Consider the following 17842-nt stretch of genomic DNA (forward strand, 5'->3'; position numbering starts at 1 on the left):
ATGAACGGGGGGACGGGAATTCACGCGCTCATCTGGCTCCTGCCGGCACTGCCCCTGCTCGGCGCCGCCGTCCTGCTGCTCGCCGGACGCCGCAGCGACCGCTGGGGGCACCTGCTCGGGTGCGCCGCCGCGCTCGCGTCGTTCGCGGTGGCCGTCGCGCTGTTCGCCGACATGGTGGGCCGCGACGGCTCGGACCGGGTATTCGAGCAGCACCTGTTCTCGTGGCTTCCGGTGGCGGGTCTGCAGGTCGACTCCGGCCTCCGGCTGGACCAACTGTCGATGTGCTTCGTGCTGCTGATCACCGGTGTCGGATCGCTCATCCACATCTACTCCGTCGGCTACATGAAGACCGACCCCGGTCGCAGGCGCTTCTTCGCCTACCTCAACCTGTTCCTCGCCGCGATGCTGCTGCTCGTGCTCGCCGACAACTACCTGGGCCTGTACGTCGGGTGGGAGGGCGTCGGTCTCGCGTCGTACCTGCTGATCGGGTTCTGGCAGTACAAACCGACGGCGGCGACGGCCGCGAAGAAGGCGTTCGTCGTCAACCGCGTCGGTGACATGGGGTTGATGGTCGGGCTCATGATCATGTTCGCGACGTTCGGCTCGGTGTCGTTCGCCGACGTTCTCGGCGGCGTCGACGACGCGAGCGGGGGAGTGACGACAGCGCTCGGCCTGGTGCTGCTGCTCGCCGCGTGCGGCAAGTCGGCACAGGTGCCGCTGCAGTCGTGGCTCGGCGACGCGATGGAGGGCCCCACCCCGGTGTCGGCGCTCATACACGCCGCCACCATGGTCACCGCCGGCGTCTACCTGATCGTGCGGTCCGGGCCGATCTACGAGGCGGCGCCGGGCGCACAGGTCGCGGTGGTCCTGGTCGGAGCGGTGACGCTGCTGTTCGGCGCGATCATCGGGTGCGCCAAGGACGACATCAAGAAGGCCCTCGCCGCGTCGACGATGAGTCAGATCGGCTACATGGTGATGGCCGCCGGACTCGGTCCCGCCGGGTACGCGTTCGCGATCATGTTGCTGCTCGCGCACGGGTTCTTCAAGGCGGGCCTGTTCCTCGGCGCCGGATCCGTGATGCACGGCATGAACGACGAGACCGACATGCGCCGCTACGGCGGCCTCCGGACGTTCATGCCGATCACTTTCGCAACCTTCGGACTCGGCTACCTCGCGATCATCGGGATTCCGCCGTTCTCGGGGTTCTTCTCCAAGGACAAGATCATCGAGGCCGCGTTCGGGTCCGGGGGCGCCGGTGGGGCGGCGCTCGGCACGGTCGCCCTGCTCGGCGCGGGGCTCACGGCGTTCTACATGACCCGCGTGATGCTGATGACGTTCTTCGGTGAGCGCCGATGGGGCCCCGCGGGAGCGGAGCCTGCGGAGCGACCAGAAGGCGCAGTCACCCACCCGCACGAGTCGCCGGGTGTCATGACCGCCCCGATGATCGTGCTGGCCGTCGGATCCGTCGCCGCTGGTGGCCTGCTCGCGATCGGCGGCACACTCGAGCACTGGCTCGAACCGGTCTGGACCGAGTTCGGCGGCGCAGCCGAACACGGCGAACTCGCGGTCCCGGTGTGGGTGGTCACCGCCGTCACGCTGGCCGTCGTGCTCGTCGGCGTCGGAATCGCTTACCGGCAGTTCGGAACCCGGCCGGTGCCGGTCGTGGCGCCCGCGCAGGTGTCGGCTCTGACCGTCGCCGCTCGGCGCGACCTGTACGGCGACGATGTCGACGAGGCCGTGTTCATGCGGCCCGGTCAGCGCGTGGTGAAGACACTGACAGTGGTCGAGGACAAGGGGATCGACGGCGCCACCAGCGGTATCGGCGCGGTGCTCGGGCTGCTGTCGGTCGCGCTGCGCCGACTGCAGACCGGGTTCGTCCGGTCGTACGCGTTGTACATGTTCGTCGGAGCGGTCTTCGTGGTCGCGGCGGCACTGGTGGGGAGGGTGTGATGGACGGCTTTCCCTGGCTGACGACGCTGTGGCTGTTGCCGCTCGTGGGAGCGGTGGTGGCCGGTGCGCTGCCCGCGCGGCAGCGGTCGGCGGCCCGGTGGCTCGCGCTCGTGGTGGGATTCGCGACGCTCGCGATCGCCGTCGTGCTCGCGGTGCGGTTCGATCCTGCCGGTGAGCAGTACCAGTTCGTCGAATCCCATTCGTGGATACCGGCGTTCGGGACCCGCTACGAGCTGGGACTTGATGGCATCGCGCTCGCGCTGGTGCTGCTCACCGCGGTCCTGGTGCCGCTGCTGCTCCTGGCCGGCTGGCGCGACGTGCCCGCCGACGACGCCAGGCCGCGCGGGACGCACGCGTACGTCGCGCTCATCCTGGTGGTCGAGTCGATGGTGCTGATGTCGTTCCTGGCCCTCGACATCCTGCTGTTCTACGTGCTCTTCGAGGCGATGCTGATCCCGATGTACTTCCTCATCGGCGGATACGGGCAGCCGGGTCCGGGCCGATCGCGGGCCGCGGTGAAGTTCCTGCTGTACAACCTCTTCGGCGGGCTGATCATGCTCGCCGCCGTGATCGGTCTGTACGTCGTGACGGCCGGGGCGGACAGCCCGTTCGCGTCGGGCACCTTCGACTTCCGGGCGATCGTCGACGCCGTGTCGTCCGGCGAGCTCGCGATCAGTTCCCCCGTCGCCAACGCGCTGTTCCTCGGCTTCATGTTCGCATTCGCCGTCAAGGCGCCACTGTGGCCACTGCACAGCTGGCTGCCGGACGCCGCGGTGCAGTCGACCCCGGTGACCGGCGTGCTGATGATGGCCGTCGTCGACAAGGTCGGCACGTTCGCGATGCTGCGGTACTGCCTGCAGCTCTTCCCCGACGCCGCACAGTACTTCGCGCCGCTGGTCGTGACCCTCGCGGTGATCAGCATCGTCTACGGTGCGCTGCTCGCGATCGGGCAGACCGACGTGATGCGGTTGATCGCGTACACCTCCATCTCCCACTTCGGGTTCATCGTGCTCGGGGTGTTCGCGATGACCAGCCAGGGGCAGAGCGGTTCGACGCTCTACATGGTCAACCACGGCTTCTCCACTGCCGCACTCATGCTGGTTGCCGGATTCCTCGTGTCGCGCCGCGGGACGCGGGTCATCGCCGACTACGGCGGCGTGCAGAAGGTCGCGCCGCTGCTGGCCGGCACGTTCCTGATCGCGGGGCTCGCGACGCTGTCGCTGCCGGGCCTCGCGCCGTTCGTCAGCGAGTTCCTCGTCCTGATCGGTACTTACACGCGGTACCCGGCGGCCGCCGTCGTCGCGACCATCGCGCTCGTGCTCGCGGCGCTGTACATCCTGTGGCTCTACCAGCGGATGATGGCGGGACCCGTCACGTCCGGCAACGACCGCATCCGGGACCTGCGACGCCGCGAAATCGCGGTCGTGGCACCGCTGATAGCGCTGCTCCTGGTCCTCGGGGTCTACCCGAAGCCGATCCTCGACGTCGTCACCCCGGCGGTCACCAGCACGCTGACCACGATCGACCGCCAGGACCCGGCGCCCGTCGTCGCCGAGCAGGACGGAGGTGAACCCCGATGAATCCCACGGTGTTACCGGCGCCCAACATCGAGTACAGCCTGCTGTCGCCGATGCTGATCGTGTTCGGCGCTGCGGTCGCCGGCGTGCTGGTCGAGGCGTTCTGGCCGCGCCGCACGCGCTACGCCGCTCACCTGGTGCTCACCTTCGGCGCATTGGGTTCGGCGGGCGTCGCGGTGATCGCGCTCGCGGGCACGAGGCAATCGGCCGCGGTCGGATCGGTCGCGATCGACGGTCCGACGCTGTTCCTGCAGGGCACCATCCTGTGCGTTTCGCTCCTGGCGGTGCTGCTGATCGCCGATCGCGGCCTCGACCGCGCCGCGGCCGCCGCCCCGGCCGAGGCCGTCTCGGCAGTGGCGCGAGGCGTGGACGCGTTCACCCCGCGCGCGTCGGCGGTGCCGGGCAGCGACGCCGAGCGGGAGGCTGCCCGGGCCGGGGTCACGCAGACCGAGGTCTTCCCGTTGGCACTGTTCGCGATCGGCGGCATGCTGCTGTTCCCCGCGGCCGACGACCTGCTGACGATGTTCGTCGCGCTCGAGGTGCTCTCGCTGCCGCTGTACCTGCTGTGCGGGCTGGCCCGGCGCCGACGGCTGCTCTCGCAGGAAGCGGCGCTCAAGTACTTCCTGCTGGGCGCGTTCTCGTCGGCGTTCTTCCTGTTCGGGACGGCGTTGCTGTACGGCTACGCCGGAACCGTGGACCTGCCGGGCATCGGCCGCGCCGTCGACGAGCAGGTGGGCGACGTGATTCTCGCCCAGATGGGCCTGGCGATGCTCTCGGTGGGCCTGCTGTTCAAGGTCGGCGCGGTGCCGTTCCATTCGTGGATCCCCGACGTCTACCAGGGCGCGCCGACGCCGATCACGGCGTTCATGGCGTCGGCCACCAAGATCGCGGCGTTCGGCGCGACGCTGCGCGTCTTCTACGTCGCGGTGCCCGGCCTGGCCGTGGACTGGCGCCCCGTGCTGTGGACGGTCGCGATCCTCACCATGCTGGGCGGCGCGCTCCTCGCGATCACGCAGTCCGACGTCAAACGGATGCTGGCGTACTCGTCGGTGGCGCACGCCGGGTTCATCCTCACCGGCGTGATCGCCGGCAACGACGCGGGCATCTCCGCGACGCTGTTCTACCTGCTGGCGTACGGCTTCAGCACGCTCGGCGGGTTCGCGGTCGTGAGCCTGGTGCGGGACCGGTCCGGGGCCGAAGTGACCGACCTGTCGCGGTGGGCGGGCCTGGGCCGGACCTCGCCCCTTCTCTGCGCGACGTTCGCGCTGCTGCTGCTGTCGTTCGCCGGCATCCCCCTCACCAGTGGGTTCGTCAGCAAGTTCGCGGTGTTCCAGGCCGCCGCGTCCGGCGGAGCGGTGCCGCTGGTGATCGTCGGCGTGGTCAGCAGCGCCATCGCCGCGGTGTTCTACGTGCGTGTCGTCGTGTTGATGTTCTTCGCGGATCCGCCCGAGGATGCGCGCCCGGTCGTGGTGCCCAGTGCGCCGACGGTGGGCGCGGTCGTCGTCGCGGCAGTGGTCACCGTGGTGCTGGGGATCGTGCCGCAGCCGGTTCTCGACCTCGCCGAGCGGGCGGCCGAGTTCCTGATCTGAGCGTCGCCGGGCACAACGAAAAGCGCTGGCGGACACCGTCTCGGTGTCCGCCAGCGCTCGTGTGTCGGAGATCAGGATCCGAAGTTGAACCCGCCACCGCCCTGACCGCCACCGTTCGCGCCACCGGTGGAGCCGGCGGCACTGCCGTCGCCTCCTTCCGAGCCGAATCCGAGGTTGGCGCCGAACATTGCGGAGAGCAGGGCGTTGAAGATCGCGGAAATGGACATCGTGGCTCCTAGGTGTCGCTCGATCCAAGGGTCGACACCGTGTGGTGTCGGTTGTCATTCCACCGTGCGTGGGGCGTCGCCGCGAGGGATCATCGACAGGTTAGGGGGCAATTGGGGGGATCGATAGGGGATCGCCCCGGGGGACCCTCATCCGTGACGAATCCCCTACCGGCAACCCCTGATTCGGGCAATCCGGATTCGGTGTCAGTCGCCGTCGCCGACCGCCGCGGCGAGGCTGTTGCCGAACGCGCACACCGAGAGTTCGGCGAGGGCCGGATCTCGGTCGGCGTGCTGCGGTGCCTCCATCGCGACCAGGGTGTTGAGCAGCATGCCGTTCGCGATGAAGGTGCGCGCGTGTTCGGGCGTGCACCCGGTGCGGGTGCGGATCTGCGTGTAGATCTTCGCCATCCAGTCCCGGGCCTGCGCACCGATCTCGGGCGTCGAACCGGCCGCGAAGCCGTGCATCATCACGAGCAGCAGGTCCCGGTCGGCCAGTAGTTCGGTGTAGGTGGCGCCCATCCGGGCCCACAGTTCCTCGTTCTCGGGGTCCTCGGCGACGCGGTCGAGGGCGGGGTCGAAGGCATCCATGATCCGGCCGATGGCGTGGGCGAACACCTCGCGGAAGAGGTTGGCCTTGGTCCCGAACATGCGGACCACGTACGGCTGGGACACCCCGGCTTCCCTTGCTACGGCGTCGGTGCTGGTGCCGTGGAACCCGCCGCGGGCGAACGCGCGGGTCGCGGCCGCGAGCACCAGCTCACGCCGCGCCTCGGCGCTCATCCGGGTCTGCTTCTCCGCTTTTTCCGCCGTCGCCATGTTGACAGGTTATCACTCGATAACTAGCGTCGAGCGAGATAAGTAATCATTCGATGCTTACAAACGGGTAGTTCCCGACAGATCCCGACCGTTTCCGGCAGTTTCCGTCCTCAGGCCTCAGGAGCCGACATGACGACGCTCTCCGATCAACTCGATCCACAGTCCTCCGAATCGGCCGGTGCGCCGCCGCCCGGGCGTTCGGTTCCCGTGTGGCTGGCCATCGTGGCAGCCTCGATCCCCATGTTCATGGCGACGCTCGACAACCTCGTGATGACGAGCGCGCTGCCGGTCATCCGGGCGGATCTCGACGCCACGGTCGGCCAGTTGCAGTGGTTCATGAACGCCTACACCCTGGCCTTCGCAACGCTCATGCTCTCCCTCTCCACGCTCGGTGACCGACTCGGACGTCGTCGCGTGTTCCTCTGGGGCATAGCGGTGTTCACGGCCGCCTCGATCGCCTCCGCGTTGTCGACCACGGCGGGCATGCTCATCGCGGCCCGGGCGATCCAGGGCGTCGGCGCCGCGGCGATCATGCCGCTCTCGTTGACCCTGCTCGCGGGCGCCGTACCGCTGGCGAAGCGTGCGCTGGCGATCGGCGTCTGGGGCGGTGTGTCCGGGCTCGGTGTCGCGCTCGGTCCCGTCGTGGGCGGCGCGGTAGTCGACGGCGTCTCGTGGCAGGCCGTCTTCTGGCTCAACGTTCCGGTCGCGGCACTCGCGGTGCCGCTGGTGCTCTACGCGCTGCGGGAATCGACGGGCCGGCGCCAACCGCTCGATCCGATGGGCGTGCTCTTCGCCGGTGGTGCCGTGTTCCTCGGCGTGTGGGGCATCGTGCACGGCAACGACGACGGCTGGACCAGCGTGTCGGTTCTCGGCACGCTCGGCGCCGCTGCGCTGCTACTCGCGGCGTTCCTGGTGCGGGAATCGCGGGCCGAGTTCCCGGTGATGCCGCTGCGGCTGTTCCGGTCACGGCAATTCTCGATCGCGAACGTCATCGCGTTGACGTTCACGCTCGGCATGATGGGCGCGGTGTTCCTGCTGTCGCAGTACCTGCAGATCGTGTCCGGGTACAGCCCGTTCGCGGCGGGGCTGCGGACGCTGCCGTGGACCGCGGCCCCGATGGTCGTCGCGCCGATAGCGGGCCTGTTGGCGCCGCGCGTCGGGCTGCGGGCACTGCTGGTGACCGGTCTGGTTCTCCAGGGGCTCTCGCTGGTGTGGATGGCGGGGCTGATCGAGCCGGGGGTGGCGTACTCGAGTCTCGTTCCGGCGTTCGTGATGGCCGGTGTCGGAATGGGATTGACGTTCGCGCCCAATGCGACGGCGGTACTCGCCGACATGAAGGAGGCCGATCAGGCGACGGCCAGTTCGATCAACTCGACCCTGCGCGAGATCGGTGTCGCGCTCGGTATCGCGATCCTGACCGCGGTGTTCCTCGGTGCGGGCGGCAGTCTCACGCCGACCGGGTACACGGACGCGCTGGCGCCGGCGCTGTACGTGGGGGCGGGGTTCGTGGCGGTGGCGGTCGCCGCGGCAGCACTGATGCCACCGCGGCGAGCCGCGAAGTCGGAAGGCGCCGATCAGCCTTCGGTGACGACGGTGCCCTCGGCGAGCGGCCGGGTCATCGACCACAGCGTGATCGACTGACACTTCGACATCTTCCATTCACCGTTCTCGATCACGTACTCGTCGACGTATTCGATGGAGCGAACGGTCTCGGTGTTGTCGATGAGGTTGACCTGGCGGAAGGCGAGAGTCCACTTGCCGTCCGCCAGGTCGTCGCCGCGCAGGGTGATGTCCGGGTGGAAGGCGTGGTGCATGTCGAGGATGACGTTCTTGCCGTCGACCTTCTGCAGTGCGATGGTGCGGAAGACCTCGGCGATGGGGTCGGCGTCGTCGAACTTGCCGAGCGGGCCGTAGTCGATCTGGGCGCCGCGGTCGATGAAGCAGGCGCGGAAGGTGTCGGCGTCCTTGGCGTCGCACGCGCGCAGGTAGCGGTGCTTGAGTGCCTTGATGGCCTCGATTCGCTCGAGGTCGTCGAGGCGCTGTTCGATGGAGCGTTCCGTCACGGGAAATCCTCTCGGTTGCGATCTGTGTCACAGAACCTAGGTCCTGCAAGGCGATTCGCGAGAGGCTTTCCCGCTCAGTGGAGAACTCAGGGCCGACCCGGGAACGCCGTCGTCGCGGGGTTCATCCCGAGGATCGCGCGCCAGTTGCCCGCGCGGACGGCCGTCTCGGTGAGTGCGGTGACGCCCACCTCGCGGGTGTGCTCGGACTGGCTGCGTTCGATCACCGACAGCCACGCCGCGGCGGTGTCGGCCTCGACCTGGGCCGCGAGTTGGGCGGCGGAGATCGGATCGGTCACCGCGAACGGGATCGTGTATCCGGCCTCGGGTTCGGGCGCGTCGACGTCGGCAGCCGCCAGGGCATCGAGGGTCGCGTCGCGACGGGCGCGGTGGGCGGCGGTGTTCGCCGCGACGAGGTCGGTGCGGTTGGTGTTTGAGAAGGCGGCGACGATGCCGTACGCGAACACGGCCGCGTACTCGGCCTGCAGTGCGTCGATCAGGGCCTGCTGTTCGGGCCCGGGACTGGTGGAACTCATGGCAGCAACACCACCTGCTGCGCGGCGCACGACGCGCTGATCGAACCGAGGAGGCCCGCGCGATACCCGGTCTGGGTCCGGGCGAGCGTGCCGGCGTCGCGCTGCGCCGACGCCAGGTCGGCCCTCAACTGATCGATGTCGACCGGCGCGGCCGCCGGCGTCGTCGCGGTCGTCGATGACGGCGTGCTCGCGGCCCGCGCGATCTCCTCGTCCAGTGCGTCCCCGTGCGCTGTCCGTTCCGCCGCGATGACGCCGAGCGCTGCCGCGAGATCGGGGCGGGCGGCGATCGTGGCCGTCGCGTTCGCGGCGTCGCGGCGCGCGGACCGCGCCTGCTCGGTGAGCGCGTCCACCTCCGCCGGGGTGACGGCGTCGCCGGAATCCGAGCAGCCGGTGACAAGCGTGAGCGCGGTGGTACCCAGCACGGCGCCGCCTGCGGCACGCAATGCGGCGCGTCGTGACACCGGGGTGGTGAGGAAGGTCGTTCGCACATGATCATCGTGCCAGCCCGACACTCGATCGGCGGTACCGAGCAGGTCGCGGGGCGCAGGCGGCGGGTGGGCGCGCCGGGGCGGTCACGACCAGTCCCGCGGCGCGATACCCTTGAGACTCCACAGTCCAACCGGTGGTGTGTCTTGTCGTGCTTCGTCGAAGTCGACAATCGACGCTATCGCCGCACGTCAGCGATGACCACAACTGAAGCGAGGAGCGTCCCAGATGCCGGTGCCGTCGAGGGAGAGGGTGATCGAGCTTCTCGCCGATCCCATCGCGCGTGAGGGCTACGACCTCGAGGATGTAACCATCACGCTCGCAGGTCGCCACAGCGCGGTGCGCGTGATGGTCGACAGCGATGCGGGGCTCGAACTCGACGAGGTCGCCCGCCTCAGTCATGTCATCTCCGACGCCTTCGACGCCGTGTCGGATTTCGGGGAGTCGCCGTACACCCTCGAGGTGACGTCGCCGGGAATCGACCGGCCGCTCACCGAGGAGCGGCACTGGCGCCGCGCTCAGGGGCGCAAGGTTCTCGTCGAACTCCCGGAGGAGTCGGTGACCGGCCGGGTCGGACGGCTCTCCGGCGGCGGCGTCGACATCGTCGTCAAGGCCAAGGGTGGTCCGGTCGTGCGCCGGGTGGAACTCGAAGATGTCCGGAAAGCTGTAGTGCAGGTGGAGTTCTCGCGTCCGGACGCGAAGGAGCTCGAGCTTGCGGGAGGAATTCCCGAGGGCCGGGTAGCGCCTGCGGACGTGGAAGCGTCGAACGAAGAGAACGAAGAAGGGTCGGACAAGTGAATATCGACATCGCAGCGCTGCGCGCAATCGAGGCCGAGAAGGGAATCTCCGCGGGCACCATCATCGCCGCGATCGAGACGGCCCTGCTGACGGCGTACCGCCACACCGAGGGGCATCAGCCCCACGCCCGCATCGACGTGGACACCAAGTCCGGTGTCGTCCGGGTCATGGCCCGCGACGTCGATGCCGACGGCAACCAGGTGGGCGAGGAGTGGGACGACACCCCGGAGGGATTCGGGCGGATCGCGGCGACCACCGCGCGCCAGGTGATCCTGCAGCGCCTGCGCGACGCGGAGCACGAGCGCAGCTTCGGCGAGTTCGCGACGCACGAGGGCGAGATCGTCGGCGGCGTCATCCAGCGCGACAATCGCGCCAACGCGCGTGGCATGGTCGTGGTCCGGATCGGCAGCGAGGCCAACGGTGCCGAGGGCCTCATTCCGCCGGCCGAGCAGGTGCCGGGGGAGACCTACGAGCACGGTGACCGGATCAAGTGCTACGTCGTCGGGGTCTCGCGTGGCCAGCGTGGACCGCAGATCACGTTGTCGCGCACGCATCCGAACCTGGTGCGCAAGCTGTTCGCCCTCGAGGTCCCCGAGATCGCCGACGGTTCCGTCGACATCGTCGCGGTCGCCCGTGAGTCCGGCCACCGCTCGAAGATCGCGGTCCATTCGCGGGTTCCCGGTCTGAACGCCAAGGGGGCGTGCATCGGTCCGATGGGGCAGCGCGTCCGGAACGTGATGAGCGAACTCGCCGGCGAGAAGATCGACATCATCGACTACGACGACGACCCGGCGAAGTTCGTGGGCAACGCGCTGTCGCCCTCGAAAGTGGTGTCCGTCACTGTTGTCGACCCCGAGGCGCGGGCCGCGCGGGTGGTCGTCCCCGATTTCCAGTTGTCGCTGGCCATCGGCAAGGAGGGGCAAAATGCACGTCTGGCTGCGCGATTGACCGGATGGCGCATCGACATCCGCAGCGATGCAGCGACCGACCCCGAGTCACAGATCGGTCGCGAAACGACAGGTGCTTAGGAACAGAATGCGGAGTTCGCGGGTATACAGCGGTAGAGTGGTCGATGGTTCAGCGTGAACTGGCTGTATCGACGCGTGTCCGAGCCGGGATTCCGGAGCGAACTTGCGTCGGGTGCAGACAGAAAGGGCTGGCCACCGACTTGCTCAGGGTCGTGGCGCGAGAGGCCGAATCCGGCGGATTCGTCCTCACTCCCGATCCGAAGCGAAGGCTCCCGGGGCGAGGTGCATGGTTGCATCGCGATCCGAAGTGTCTGAGCGAAGCAGGGCGGCGCCGAGCATTCGGCAGAGCACTGCGGGTGTCCGGAAGTCTGGACTCCTCGGAGCTCGACCGCTTGGTCGAGAATTCCGAGTCGTCGTAGGCGGACCATCCGAACCTGTGCGAGCACGACAGTGAATACGCGGGACGCAGTACCACTCGAGCCCCCTCGAGTTGCACAACCACTCGAGAACGTCGAGCAGTACCTCAGAGAACAGGCACAAGCACTCATGAGCACACCGTGAAGCACCAGCGATGAACGTCCTTCGGAGATAACCGAGGTCGTGCGGGCACCAGTCGCTCGCTCGACCTCTCAGTAGAGGAGAGCAGTGGCAGGCAAGGCCCGCGTGCACGAGTTGGCTAAAGAACTCGGTGTCACAAGTAAGGAACTACTCGCACGGCTCAAGGAGCAGGGCGAGTTCGTGAAGTCGGCGTCCTCGACCGTCGAAGCCCCGGTCGCGCGTCGTCTGCGGGAGTCCTTCCCGTCGGCGAATGCGAAGCCGGAGGGCGGCGATGCGTCGCGTCCGTCGGCGAAGCCCGGTGTTCCCGGTGCTTCCGCACCCAAGCCGGGCGCCCCGCGCCCCGGCCCCAAGCCCGCACCGGCGGCTCCGGCAGCCCCCGCAGAGCCCGCGGCTCCGGCGGCCCCCGCAGCACCGAGCGCTCCGGCAGCCCAGACCCCCGGACCGCGTCCGGGTCCGGCGCCGAAGCCGGCCCCGGCAGCTCCGGCTGCTCCGGCGCCTGCAGCTCCGGCCGCCCAGGCCCCCGCAGCTCCGGCTGCGTCGGCCGCCCCGGCGGGTCCCAAGCCCGGCGGTCCGCGCCCCGGCCCCAAGCCGCCGCGCGTCGGCAACAACCCGTACTCGTCGGCTCCGGCCGAGCGCCCCGCGCCGCGTCCGGCTCCCGGCGCTCCGCGTCCGGGCGGTCCGCGCCCCGGCCCGCAGGGTGGTGCGCCGCGTCCCGGCGTGCCCGGTGCTCCGCGTCCGGCCGCCGGCCCCGGTGGTCCGCGTCCGGCTCCCGGCCAGGGCGGTCCCCGTCCTAGCCCCGGATCGATGCCTCCGCGCCCGAACCCGGGTGCGATGCCGCAGCGTGCGGCGCGTCCGGCACCCGGTGCCGGTCGTCCCGGTGGCGGTCGTCCCGGTGCTCCCGGTGGTCGTCCCGGTGGCGGCGGCGGTGGATACCGTGGTGGCGGCGGCGCTCCCGGTGCAGGTGCCGGTGCGGGTGCAGGCGCAGGTGCAGGCGCTCCCGGTGGCTTCCGCGGTCGCCCCGGTGGCGGCGGTGGACGTCCGGGCGGTCGCGGCGGTGCCGCGGGTGCGTTCGGTCGCCCCGGTGGTGCTCCGCGACGTGGTCGCAAGTCGAAGCGGGCGAAGCGCGCCGAGTACGAGAGCATGCAGGCGCCCGCCGTCGGTGGCGTGCGGTTGCCCCGCGGCAACGGCGAGACCATCCGTCTCGCCCGTGGCGCGTCGCTGTCGGACTTTGCAGACAAGATCGACGCGAACCCCGCAGCATTGGTCCAGGCGTTGTTCAACCTCGGTGAGATGGTCACGGCCACTCAGTCGGTGAACGACGAGACCCTGGAGCTGCTCGGCGGCGAGATGAACTACGTCGTCCAGGTCGTCAGCCCGGAGGACGAGGACCGCGAGCTGCTCGAGTCGTTCGACCTCACCTACGGCGAGGACGCGGGCGACGAGGACGATCTCGCGTCGCGTCCGCCGGTGGTCACCGTCATGGGTCACGTCGACCACGGCAAGACCCGCCTGCTCGACACGATCCGCAAGGCAAACGTCCGCGAGGGCGAGGCCGGCGGCATCACCCAGCACATCGGCGCCTACCAGGTGCTGACCGAGCTGGACGGCAACGAGCGTCTGGTGACGTTCATCGATACCCCGGGTCACGAGGCCTTCACGGCCATGCGTGCTCGTGGTGCCAAGGCCACCGACCTCGCGATCCTCGTGGTCGCAGCCGACGACGGCGTCATGCCGCAGACGGTGGAAGCGATCAACCACGCCCAGGCGGCCGACGTGCCGATCGTGGTCGCGGTGAACAAGATCGACAAGGAAGGCGCGAACCCGGACAAGATCCGTCAGCAGCTGACCGAGTACGGCCTGGTCACCGAGGAGTACGGCGGCGACACCATGTTCGTCGACATCTCCGCCAAGCAGGGCACCAACATCGATGCCCTCCTGGAAGCGGTGCTGTTGACCGCGGATGCCTCCCTGGATCTGCGCGCCAACCCGGACATGGACGCCCAGGGTGTCGCGATCGAGGCTCACCTCGACCGTGGCCGTGGTCCCGTCGCGACCGTGCTCATCCAGCGCGGCACGCTGCGGGTCGGCGACTCGATCGTCGCGGGCGATGCCTATGGCCGCGTCCGTCGCATGATCGACGAGCACGGTGACGATGTCGAGGAGGCTCTGCCTTCGCGTCCCGTCCAGGTCGTCGGCTTCACGTCGGTCCCCGGTGCAGGCGACAACCTGCTCGTGGTCGACGAGGACCGGATCGCCCGCCAGATCGCGGACCGGCGTAATGCACGCAAGCGCAACGCGCTCGCTGCCCGCAGCCGCAAGCGCATCAGCCTGGAAGATCTGGATGCCGCGCTCAAGGAGCACAACGAGCTCAACCTCATCCTCAAGGGCGACAACTCCGGCACCGTCGAGGCGCTGGAAGAGGCCCTCATGGGGATCGAGATCGACGACGAGGTGCAGCTGCGTGTGATCGACCGCGGTGTCGGTGGCATCACCGAGACCAACGTCAACCTGGCGTCCGCGTCCAACGCGATCATCATCGGCTTCAACGTCCGTGCCGAAGGCAAGGCGACAGAGCTGGCGAACCGCGAGGGTGTCGACATCCGGTACTACTCGGTGATCTACCAGGCCATCGACGAGGTCGAGAAGGCCCTCAAGGGCATGCTCAAGCCGGTCTACGAAGAGGTGGAGCTCGGCAAGGCCGAGATCCGCGCGATGTTCCGTTCGTCGAAGGTCGGAAACATCGCCGGCTGCCTCGTCACCTCGGGCATCATGCGTCGCAACGCGAAGGCACGCCTGCTGCGCGACAACAAGGTTGTCGCCGAGACCGTCACCATCTCCTCGCTCAAGCGGGAGAAGGATGACGCGACCGAGGTCCGCGAAGGCTACGAGTGTGGTCTGACCGTCACGTACTCCGACATCAAGGTCGGCGACGTGATCGAGGCCTACGAGCTTCGCGAGAAGCCGCGGGACTAGTCGTACCGAACGTGTCCCTCCCCGGTGGCCTCGTGCCACCGGGGAGGGACGCTCCGGCTGTGCCGGGGTCGACAAGTCTCACACCGGAGGGAGGACTGGTGTTTCTCGGCGCGCTCGAGATGGACATTCTGTTCGGCGATGTGCGGTCATTGAAGGAGAAGCGGTCGCTGGTGCGGCCGATCCTGACCGAACTGCGACGATACGGGGTGTCCGCCGCGGAGACAGGTGAGCACGACCGCTACCGACGGGCGCTACTCGGCGTCGCGGTGGCAAGTTCAGGGGTGGGACACGTCCACGAGGTGCTCGATCAGTGCGAGCGGCACGTCGCCGGACGACCTGAGCTGCAACTACTTGCGGTTCGACGAAGAATTTTCGGCCCCAACGACTAGCACCAGCTAGCGCGGGCAGACGCTGGAGACAGCTGGAGAAATCCGGGAGAGGAGACTGATTGCCATGGCAGATCCTGCACGCGCGCGCAGGCTCGCGAAGCGCATCAGCACGATCGTCGCGACGGCGATCGACCACGAGATCAAGGACCCGCGTCTTGCCTTCGTGACCATCACCGACGCAAAGGTGACGGCCGACCTGCACGACGCCACGGTGTACTACACCGTCATGGGCGAGAACATCGACACCGAACCGGACGTGGCCAGTGCCGCTGCGGGCCTCGAGAAGGCCAAGGGCGTTCTGCGGTCCAAGGTCGGCGCGGGAACCGGAGTGCGGTTCACGCCCACCCTGACGTTCGTCGCCGACACGGTGCCCGACACCGCGCGGCACATGGAAGAACTGCTCGCCCGGGCGCGCGCCGCGGACGACGCGGTGGCCCGTGCACGGGAGAACGCGAAGCCGGCCGGCGACGCCGACCCGTACAAGGAGGCGCGCGACGCCGCGGACGATGTCTCCGACGAGGACGCCTGACCCGAGGCCGTCATGACTCACCGCCCGGAAACCATGCCCCCGGCCCTCGCGTCACAGCCCCTGCAGTTGCAGGACGTGATCGAGGTGCTGGCGGGTGCGACGTCGGTGACCGTCCTGTGTCACGTCCAGCCCGATGCCGACACCATCGGTAGCGGGCTTGCGCTCGGAATTGTGCTCGAGCGCAAGGGAATTCCGGTGCAGGTGTCGTTCGCCTCGCCGGATCGGCTGCCGGTGTCGATGTCGGGTCTGCCCGGCACGCACCTGATCGTCCCTGCCGACGCGGTCGCCGAGTCCGTCGACCTGCTCGTCACGGTCGACTGCGGCAGCGCGGGGCGTCTCGGCGCGCTCGCCTCCCGGCTCGGGGGAGCGCGACGCTCGCTCGTGATCGACCATCACCGGTCCAACACCCGCTACGGGACGTTCGACCTGATCGACGATTCCGCCGAGGCCACGACCGCCGTGCTGGCCCGCCTGTTCGACCTGTGGGGTGTCGAGATCGACGCCGATCTCGCGCACTGCCTGTACGCGGGTCTCGTCACCGATACCGGGTCCTTCCGGTGGGTCCAACCGGGCACGCATGCGCTCGCCGAGCGTCTGCTCGCCACCGGCATCGACGGGGCGGGCATCGCGCGCCGTCTGCTCGACACCCACCCGTTCGGCTGGCTGCCGATGCTGGGCACGGTGCTCTCGTCGGCCGTGTTGGTGCCGGACGCCGCGGCCGGACGCGGTCTGGTCCATGCCGTCATCCGCTGCACCGACTCGGCCGGTCTCGGCTCAGAGGAGGTCGAGAGCGTGATCGACATCGTGCGTACCACCGCCGAGGCCGAGGTGGCCGCGGTGTTCAAGGAGTCCACTCCGGGCTCGTGGTCGGTGTCGCTGCGCTCGAAGGAATCCGTGGACGTGTCGGCGGTGGCCGAACGTCTCGGCGGGGGCGGCCACCGATTCGCTGCCGGCTACACCGCGACCGGTGCCGTCGAGTCCGCGATCGCCGCACTGCGCGAGACCCTCGACTGACTTGACCGGGACCGCCGAGCACACCCCGCAGGAGCGCGAGCCGACGGAAGCCGGCCCGCGCAGGATCCTCGGGCTCGCCGTGCCCGCTCTGGGCGTCCTGGCGGCAGAACCGCTGTACCTGCTCCTCGACATCGCCGTCGTGGGGCGTCTCGGTGCGCTCGCTCTCGCCGGCCTCGCGGTCGGCGGTCTCATCCTCGCCCAGGTCAGCACCCAGCTGACCTTCCTCTCGTACGGCACCACCGCGCGGGCGTCCCGCCTGCACGGTGCCGGCCGCGAACGTGACGCGGTCCGCGAGGGGGTGCAGGCGACGTGGCTCGCGCTCGGGATCGGTGCGGTAGTGGTCGCCGCGGTGCAGGTCCTCGCGGGTCCGGTCACGGCGCTGATCGCCGGGTCCGGCGACATCGCCGCTTCGGCGGAGCGGTGGCTGCGGATCGCCGTGTTCGGTGCGCCGCTGATCCTCGTCGCGATGGCCGGCAACGGCTGGATGCGCGGCGTGCAGAACACGATGCGGCCGCTGCGCTTCGTCCTGGTGGGGCAGGCGGTCTCCGCGGTCCTGTGCGTGCTGCTCGTCCACGGGGTGGCGGGTGCGCCGCGCTGGGAACTGGAGGGCTCGGCGGTCGCCAACGTGGCCGGACAGGCGACGTCGGCCGCATTGTTCGGCGTCGCGCTGCTGCGCGCCCGGGTGCCGTTGCGTCCGAGCTGGACGGTCATGCGGGCGCAGATGGTGCTCGGCCGCGACCTGATCCTGCGGAGCCTCGCGTTCCAGGCATGCTTCCTGTCCGCTGCGGCCGTCGCGTCCCGCTTCGGGGCGGCGTCCGTCGCGGCGCACCAGGTGGTGCTCCAGCTGTGGAACTTCGTGGCACTGACCCTCGATTCGCTCGCGATCGCCGCGCAGACCCTCGTCGGCGCCGCGCTGGGGCGCAGCGACGTGCGCGGCGCTAACCGTCTGGCGTGGCGGGTGACGCGGTGGTCGGCGGTGTTCGCCATCGTCCTGGCGCTGGTTTTCGCGGCCGGGGCCTCGCTGATCCCGACGTTCTTCACCGACGATCCCGACGTGCTCGGCCAGACCTCCGTCGCGTGGTGGTTCTTCGTCGGGATCATGCCGGTCGCCGGTGTCGTCTTCGCGCTCGACGGCGTCCTCCTCGGCGCCGGAGATGCGGCGTTCCTGCGGACGGCCACACTGGCGTGCGCGCTGGTCGGCTTTCTGCCGCTCATCTGGTCGTCGCTGGTGTGGGATTGGGGGCTGGCCGGAATCTGGCTGGGGCTTACCGTGTTCATGGTGTTGCGGATGCTGACGGTGTTGTGGCGTGCCGCGTCGGGTCGTTGGGCCGTCGGCGGTTCCGACCGCCAACTGCAGGAGGCGAAAGGGTAG

The 17842-nt window shown here is 69.3% G+C and carries 17 protein-coding genes; 12 read left to right on the plus strand and 5 right to left on the minus strand.

The features are described from left to right. From nuoL to nuoN, 3 genes are read left to right on the plus strand one after another with little or no spacing between them, the layout of a single operon-like run. Entirely contained in the window at positions 1 to 1950 is a 1950-nt protein-coding gene (nuoL, locus tag LCL87_RS19525) for an NADH-quinone oxidoreductase subunit L (RefSeq protein WP_225022785.1), read from the plus strand. Beyond that, a complete protein-coding gene (locus LCL87_RS19530) occupies positions 1950 to 3530 on the plus strand; it encodes an NADH-quinone oxidoreductase subunit M (RefSeq protein WP_225022787.1) in 1581 nt (526 codons plus the stop codon). The genes nuoL and LCL87_RS19530 overlap by 1 nt, the downstream gene beginning before the upstream one ends. Then, positions 3527 to 5116, plus strand: a complete 1590-nt coding sequence (gene nuoN / locus LCL87_RS19535; RefSeq protein WP_225022789.1) for an NADH-quinone oxidoreductase subunit NuoN — start codon at positions 3527 to 3529, stop codon at positions 5114 to 5116. The genes LCL87_RS19530 and nuoN overlap by 4 nt, the downstream gene beginning before the upstream one ends. A gap of 71 nt (positions 5117 to 5187) precedes the next feature. On the opposite strand, the gene LCL87_RS19540 is transcribed toward nuoN, so the two are convergent. Then, positions 5188 to 5343 carry a hypothetical protein gene (locus tag LCL87_RS19540; protein ID WP_225022791.1) on the minus strand — a complete coding sequence of 52 codons (156 nt, stop codon included), beginning with the start codon at positions 5341 to 5343 and terminating at the stop codon, positions 5188 to 5190. A gap of 204 nt (positions 5344 to 5547) precedes the next feature. Beyond that, a complete protein-coding gene (locus LCL87_RS19545) occupies positions 5548 to 6159 on the minus strand; it encodes a TetR/AcrR family transcriptional regulator (protein ID WP_225022800.1) in 612 nt (203 codons plus the stop codon). A 129-nt stretch (positions 6160 to 6288) separates the two neighbouring features. Between LCL87_RS19545 and LCL87_RS19550 the strand changes: the two genes are divergently transcribed. After that, positions 6289 to 7800 (plus strand): MFS transporter, encoded by a 1512-nt coding sequence (locus tag LCL87_RS19550; protein ID WP_225022801.1) that lies wholly within the window; start codon positions 6289 to 6291, stop codon positions 7798 to 7800. On the opposite strand, the gene LCL87_RS19555 is transcribed toward LCL87_RS19550, so the two are convergent. The 3 genes from LCL87_RS19555 to LCL87_RS19565 form a co-directional block, all read right to left on the minus strand. After that, positions 7734 to 8222 carry a nuclear transport factor 2 family protein gene (locus LCL87_RS19555; RefSeq protein ID WP_225022803.1) on the minus strand — a complete coding sequence of 163 codons (489 nt, stop codon included), beginning with the start codon at positions 8220 to 8222 and terminating at the stop codon, positions 7734 to 7736. The two genes, LCL87_RS19550 and LCL87_RS19555, sit on opposite strands and share 67 nt — an antisense overlap. A gap of 86 nt (positions 8223 to 8308) precedes the next feature. Next, positions 8309 to 8755 (minus strand): ferritin-like domain-containing protein, encoded by a 447-nt coding sequence (locus LCL87_RS19560; RefSeq protein ID WP_225022811.1) that lies wholly within the window; start codon positions 8753 to 8755, stop codon positions 8309 to 8311. Then, positions 8752 to 9243 (minus strand): hypothetical protein, encoded by a 492-nt coding sequence (locus tag LCL87_RS19565; RefSeq protein ID WP_225022813.1) that lies wholly within the window; start codon positions 9241 to 9243, stop codon positions 8752 to 8754. Before LCL87_RS19565 ends, LCL87_RS19560 begins: the two co-directional genes overlap by 4 nt. Before the next feature lie 226 nt (positions 9244 to 9469). Here LCL87_RS19565 and rimP point away from each other — a divergent pair, with 226 nt between their 5' ends. The 8 genes from rimP (at position 9470) to LCL87_RS19605 (ending at position 17842) form a co-directional block, all read left to right on the plus strand. Further along, entirely contained in the window at positions 9470 to 10039 is a 570-nt protein-coding gene (rimP, locus tag LCL87_RS19570) for a ribosome maturation factor RimP (RefSeq protein WP_225022815.1), read from the plus strand. Beyond that, positions 10036 to 11067 carry a transcription termination factor NusA gene (gene nusA, locus LCL87_RS19575; protein WP_225022817.1) on the plus strand — a complete coding sequence of 344 codons (1032 nt, stop codon included), beginning with the start codon at positions 10036 to 10038 and terminating at the stop codon, positions 11065 to 11067. Before rimP ends, nusA begins: the two co-directional genes overlap by 4 nt. A gap of 44 nt (positions 11068 to 11111) precedes the next feature. After that, a complete protein-coding gene (locus LCL87_RS19580; RefSeq protein WP_225022818.1) occupies positions 11112 to 11426 on the plus strand; it encodes a YlxR family protein in 315 nt (104 codons plus the stop codon). Positions 11427 to 11652: 226 nt separating this feature from the next. Next, positions 11653 to 14538 (plus strand): translation initiation factor IF-2, encoded by a 2886-nt coding sequence (gene infB, locus LCL87_RS19585; protein ID WP_225022821.1) that lies wholly within the window; start codon positions 11653 to 11655, stop codon positions 14536 to 14538. Between the two features lie 98 nt (positions 14539 to 14636). Next, positions 14637 to 14927 carry a DUF503 domain-containing protein gene (locus tag LCL87_RS19590; RefSeq protein ID WP_225022822.1) on the plus strand — a complete coding sequence of 97 codons (291 nt, stop codon included), beginning with the start codon at positions 14637 to 14639 and terminating at the stop codon, positions 14925 to 14927. 64 nt (positions 14928 to 14991) lie between these two features. Continuing rightward, on the plus strand, positions 14992 to 15456 hold the full coding sequence (gene rbfA / locus LCL87_RS19595) for a 30S ribosome-binding factor RbfA (protein WP_225022824.1): 465 nt from the start codon (positions 14992 to 14994) through the stop codon (positions 15454 to 15456). 12 nt (positions 15457 to 15468) lie between these two features. Next, the gene (locus LCL87_RS19600) at positions 15469 to 16470 is read left to right on the plus strand and encodes a DHH family phosphoesterase (protein ID WP_510850813.1); all 1002 of its coding nucleotides are present in this window, start codon (positions 15469 to 15471) and stop codon (positions 16468 to 16470) included. Between the two features lie 64 nt (positions 16471 to 16534). Further along, positions 16535 to 17842: an MATE family efflux transporter gene (locus LCL87_RS19605; RefSeq protein ID WP_510850818.1), complete on the plus strand. Its 1308-nt coding sequence runs from the start codon at positions 16535 to 16537 to the stop codon at positions 17840 to 17842.

It is taken from the genome of Prescottella equi, assembly GCF_020171745.1.
Taxonomy (GTDB): Bacteria; Actinomycetota; Actinomycetes; order Mycobacteriales; family Mycobacteriaceae; genus Prescottella; species Prescottella equi_A.

Coding starts and splice junctions, on each gene's coding strand:
- nuoL (WP_225022785.1), top strand. CDS start 1: ATGAACGGGGGGACGGGAATTCACGCGCTCATCTGGCTCCTGCCGGCA.
- rbfA (WP_225022824.1), top strand. CDS start 14,992: ATGGCAGATCCTGCACGCGCGCGCAGGCTCGCGAAGCGCATCAGCACG.
- nuoN (WP_225022789.1), top strand. CDS start 3,527: ATGAATCCCACGGTGTTACCGGCGCCCAACATCGAGTACAGCCTGCTG.
- LCL87_RS19600 (WP_510850813.1), top strand. CDS start 15,469: ATGACTCACCGCCCGGAAACCATGCCCCCGGCCCTCGCGTCACAGCCC.
- rimP (WP_225022815.1), top strand. CDS start 9,470: ATGCCGGTGCCGTCGAGGGAGAGGGTGATCGAGCTTCTCGCCGATCCC.
- LCL87_RS19550 (WP_225022801.1), top strand. CDS start 6,289: ATGACGACGCTCTCCGATCAACTCGATCCACAGTCCTCCGAATCGGCC.
- LCL87_RS19530 (WP_225022787.1), top strand. CDS start 1,950: ATGGACGGCTTTCCCTGGCTGACGACGCTGTGGCTGTTGCCGCTCGTG.
- LCL87_RS19560 (WP_225022811.1), bottom strand. CDS start 8,755: ATGAGTTCCACCAGTCCCGGGCCCGAACAGCAGGCCCTGATCGACGCA.
- LCL87_RS19580 (WP_225022818.1), top strand. CDS start 11,112: ATGGTTCAGCGTGAACTGGCTGTATCGACGCGTGTCCGAGCCGGGATT.
- LCL87_RS19540 (WP_225022791.1), bottom strand. CDS start 5,343: ATGTCCATTTCCGCGATCTTCAACGCCCTGCTCTCCGCAATGTTCGGC.
- LCL87_RS19545 (WP_225022800.1), bottom strand. CDS start 6,159: ATGGCGACGGCGGAAAAAGCGGAGAAGCAGACCCGGATGAGCGCCGAG.